Raw genomic sequence first — 4,057 nt, 5'->3', positions numbered from 1 at the left:
TTGATTTTCATCTCCGTAATTTCCCTCTGTAACATTTTGGGGTGCGGAATGTGGGATCCAAATGCTTCGCCCGTACAGTTGTTCGTTGTCCGTTGTCCGTTATATTTTCTTTGCTACTGACCAATTACCAATGACCAAAGATTAAAAACTCTCTTGGTGACAACTCCGACAGGTTCATTATGGTATATCGCCAGCTTTTACTTTGCTATTGTCGTGGTTTGTCGGGGTATAACTAACATCATTGATATAGGATCATAATACGTCATCTATATAAGCATCTAAGCAGCTTCTTTTTACCCGCCATGATCTACCAATTTTCTTAGCTGGTAATTGACCATTAGCGATCGCTTCTTTAAGCATTTCCCTGGGGAATCCCGTTAGTTGATGGCACTCATCAACAGTTAGTACCAGTTTGTCGCTGGCCTTTAGTTGTTGGCCAACTAGAAGCAATTCCACCATTGCCGATAGCTTGGAAATATCGCCAACCTCGACAACCCCGACAGGTTCATCATGGTATATTGTCAGCTCATTCTCGTCTAATGTCGCGGTTTGTCGTGGTTCTGGTATTGTTTCATAAGCTGGTGTTACGGACTCCGATTGATATTTAATTTTATCTAGTTCTGATTGCGTAAATACTGCTACAGTGCGGGTTTTACCTTTTTCATAGCTACAAGATATTTTACCGCTTTGTACGTATCTTTCTATGGCTCTTTCGCTACAGCCCAAATATGCTGCGGCTTCTTTTTTGTTCATGATGCCCTGGTCGGATTTAAACCACGACATCTATTATATCATTGTCGCGGTTTAACTGTCGGGGTTTGAGAATCGTTAAATTTTCTTGAGGGAAATTTATGTGAATAAAACCAGTTTTACCAAGTCCACTGGTAGGAACTGGAGTAAGCAATTAGATATCAGTCTTTTGGTTTAATACCTAATTCACAAAGTGTTTTCGCTTCACCAATTGTGTAATTTTGCTCTAGCTGAATCGTTGGTGTTGAGCAAAAACCTTGTCTGAACCATTCATAGGAGCGTTGAGTACCCCAAAAGGTTTTAATATTATCACTTTGTCTTTTATATTGCCCTTGTGTATTGGCAAGACATCCTTTTTCTTGCCATTTTTTACCTTCTAACCATCTTGATTCCTGATCACCAATATCAACTAAGTAACGTCCTTGAGATTCTGATACTCCCGTAATAACCACTTTTGAAGCAGTTAATTTTTTCACACAATCGCCTAAGTTGTTTTTGTTACACTCTCCTAGTGCAGCATCAGGTGACACACCTATTTTAATATATTCTTTAACGCACTCTATCTTAGTTGTTTCTTGAGCTTTGGCTGCTGCATTAGTTAAAAGAACGCCAATCATTGCTATCAAAGATGCTGTCGCGGTATTAGCAATAATTTTTCTATTGAAGATAAACATCGTAACCTCCTAAATACTGGTTTTAATCATTCATATTATCGCTCATAAGTATGATTACTAGCTATTAGGTAGTAAACCGAGATCCTTGTAAAAACCTGCAACATGGTCTGGAAACTATTGCTGTGTCTAGGTTTCAGCCGATTCGTACGATTCTCCCGGTTTGGCAGGGTGGTAACTGAAAACCTTTATTGGTAATACTTTCAGCCTATTTTGCCCCTGGTGACAGCAACGCTAGACTCGGTGGATTTATGGGAAAACCACTACTAAATTTTCTTGAGGGAAAATAATCGGGCTGGGGAAAACCGGAATTGAGAACACCGTGCCAAATTTTCTTAGGGGAAATCTCAAATAAGCGACTTTTCCGTAGCAATGCCTATGGTGTACCCCTCCAGAAAAGCAAGCGCGGGTGTATTAACTTACTAATACACCCTATAAAACTGGACTCTATTTAAGAATGAAAGGGACAACCACCAGCAGTTAACTTTTGCAAAAAGGCATTATTATCAAAATAATGCTCTAAAGATTCAATCTTTAAATCTTCAGTTACACGAGCAATACTCATACCCGTGATTTCTATTATTTCTCCTGTGGGTACATATTCTTTGTAAGTACCCGTAAATGTTCCCCAATGTCGCCATTTGAAGCTAACATTAGGGGGACCAGAAAGCACTTCTGTTAATTCCCATAAAAAACCCTTGGGAAAAGCATTATGAAATAGTTCATAGGAAGATTCAAAAGTTTCTGCGGCTGGACAATAATGCTCATTTTCAACTATAAACAAGTTATAAGTTCCTTGTTTAACAACTTCTTCAGCAGTATATTTTTGTCCTCCATTACTACTCATTCTAAACTTATCAACAACAATAGAAACCCACTGTTGAGGATTTAGTTTATAAGAAGCTTCCATCTCAAATGTCCGCACTAGATTTTGAGCGATCGCTTCTAATGAGCCTTCTGGATGATTGAATTTACTTTCTTTGTGCAGAAATTCATTGGTGTAGGAATAATCTGGCTTATTCCCTTCTCTCCATGCTACCCCTTGATCATGAGTAAGGACTTTTTCTCTATCTTGCACCCAAAGAGGTAATTCCGTAGTCTTATCGTTAGTCATTTTAGGTTACGTGCTTAAAAAAACCTTAACTAGCATAAAGGATTATGTAATCATATCAGTATCAAAATGATAAAAATCTTAGCATTAATCCGAAAGTTACTATCATTGCTTTGCACTGACACAAACACCACACCCTTCAACACCAAATTTTCTTGAGGGAAAACGACTTGATTGGGGAAAACCGGAATTGAGAACACCGTGCAGAATTTTCTTAGGGGAAATTTTTATAGAGGGCGATAGCGAAGCGCTGCTGCAAGCAGATCGCTCTATAGCTCCTGGGAATCGCCGTGCAGTCCTCCACAGAAATCGCCCCATCAACACCAAATAAATTTTCTTAGGCAATACCTTAGTCAAATTACGAGGGTGAGATGATAATGCTTTAACCATGAACTCCCGTTCCTCGCTCTTGCTTGGCAAAAACAATCACCCCTAAAAATTCCTTAAAGGTTTCCGACAAGGATTTTTTAAATGTATTGACGGTAGGATAAGGGTTTTAGATTCTAAACTACCTTTTCATCGAAACGCTTATATATGATTATTTTTGCCGTTTTTGCCAAAAATTATCAAGGCTCTTATTTTGGCAATAGTATTGTAAGACTTCTAACAATAGGAAGGGAAGCTAATTTATCCTCTATAGCTGATAGAGAAATACCCAACTGTGCAAGCTGATAATCCTTATTCCTGACAGCTTCATCATACTGTAACCTAGACCGTTCAAAATCTTGTTTAGCTTGTGTTTGACCAAAGCGATCGCAAACCACTACCACAAGCGATCGCCCCCCCACATTTTATATTTCTGCACTTTTAACACCCAATACCAATAACTTGATCTCAAAGAGCGATCGCCTCATTTTCCCCCAAGAAGCATAAGTATCAGCTTTGACCCTATCAAGTTGTGATTGTTTGGCTAAGTATGATTCAGTATCATTATTGCCACGAATATAGCGTAATTCAAAAACCTTAAATTGATCAATAGCCCTTGCTCCCACAACTTGGGCGATTTGAAAGTCAGTTCTGCCCTCGTCAAATTTCACCAAGGCTACTGCTACTTTCTCTCTAATAGTATCTGCTAATTGCGCCCTCGCTCGTTGTAATTCGGCTACTTTAATTTGTAAATCTGAGATAGCGATCGCATTGCGATTAGCTTCTGTATTTGTCCCTTGAGAAGCTGTAAATAAGGGTACACCAATAACATTAATTAATCCGTTAATTAGTCCAGTTTTACCATTAAATATTCCCAATAAATTATCAATTAATCCGTTCCCCTCTTGAGGTTTACCAGCGGTGGGAGTCGGTCCGAGTAAATATTGTAAAGCTGGAGTTAATATAGAAAGTTTTACGGTTTTGGCATTTTTAGCCCTAGCCTCATCTATTTTGCTAGTTGCTTCTTGGATTCTGGTATCCAATTCTTTTAGTAATGGTGAATCTGTAACCGATTTATTTTGTAATTGTTCTAGACAGCTTGATGTAGTTTCCAAACAAGGCAAAGCACCCCGCATAATCCGCCACATATCATCATTAA

General features: G+C 38.7%; 5 protein-coding genes and 1 pseudogene. All 6 read right to left on the bottom strand.

Translation table 11 applies throughout. The annotated features are described in order from the left end of the window. Window positions 1-252 precede the first annotated feature (252 nt). A complete protein-coding gene (locus FJR06_RS23775; RefSeq protein ID WP_015081691.1) occupies window positions 253-753 on the bottom strand; it encodes a helix-turn-helix domain-containing protein in 501 nt (166 codons plus the stop codon). A 16-nt stretch (window positions 754-769) separates the two neighbouring features. After that, window positions 770-904, bottom strand: a complete 135-nt coding sequence (locus FJR06_RS24820; protein ID WP_256369546.1) for a hypothetical protein — start codon at window positions 902-904, stop codon at window positions 770-772. A 7-nt stretch (window positions 905-911) separates the two neighbouring features. Beyond that, the gene (locus FJR06_RS23770) at window positions 912-1,424 is read right to left on the bottom strand and encodes a hypothetical protein (protein WP_015081690.1); all 513 of its coding nucleotides are present in this window, start codon (window positions 1,422-1,424) and stop codon (window positions 912-914) included. Window positions 1,425-1,872: 448 nt separating this feature from the next. Next, window positions 1,873-2,535: an ester cyclase gene (locus tag FJR06_RS23765; protein ID WP_168652396.1), complete on the bottom strand. Its 663-nt coding sequence runs from the start codon at window positions 2,533-2,535 to the stop codon at window positions 1,873-1,875. A gap of 572 nt (window positions 2,536-3,107) precedes the next feature. Further along, window positions 3,108-3,302 carry a hypothetical protein gene (locus FJR06_RS23760; protein ID WP_168652394.1) on the bottom strand — a complete coding sequence of 65 codons (195 nt, stop codon included), beginning with the start codon at window positions 3,300-3,302 and terminating at the stop codon, window positions 3,108-3,110. 21 nt (window positions 3,303-3,323) lie between these two features. Next, window positions 3,324-4,057, bottom strand: a pseudogene (locus FJR06_RS23755) (hypothetical protein); the annotation flags it as partial.

The sequence above is a fragment of the Dolichospermum sp. UHCC 0352 genome, from assembly GCF_009711925.1.
Taxonomy (GTDB): Bacteria; Cyanobacteriota; Cyanobacteriia; order Cyanobacteriales; family Nostocaceae; genus Dolichospermum; species Dolichospermum lemmermannii.
This window is presented reverse-complemented; position numbering and strand designations above follow the sequence as displayed.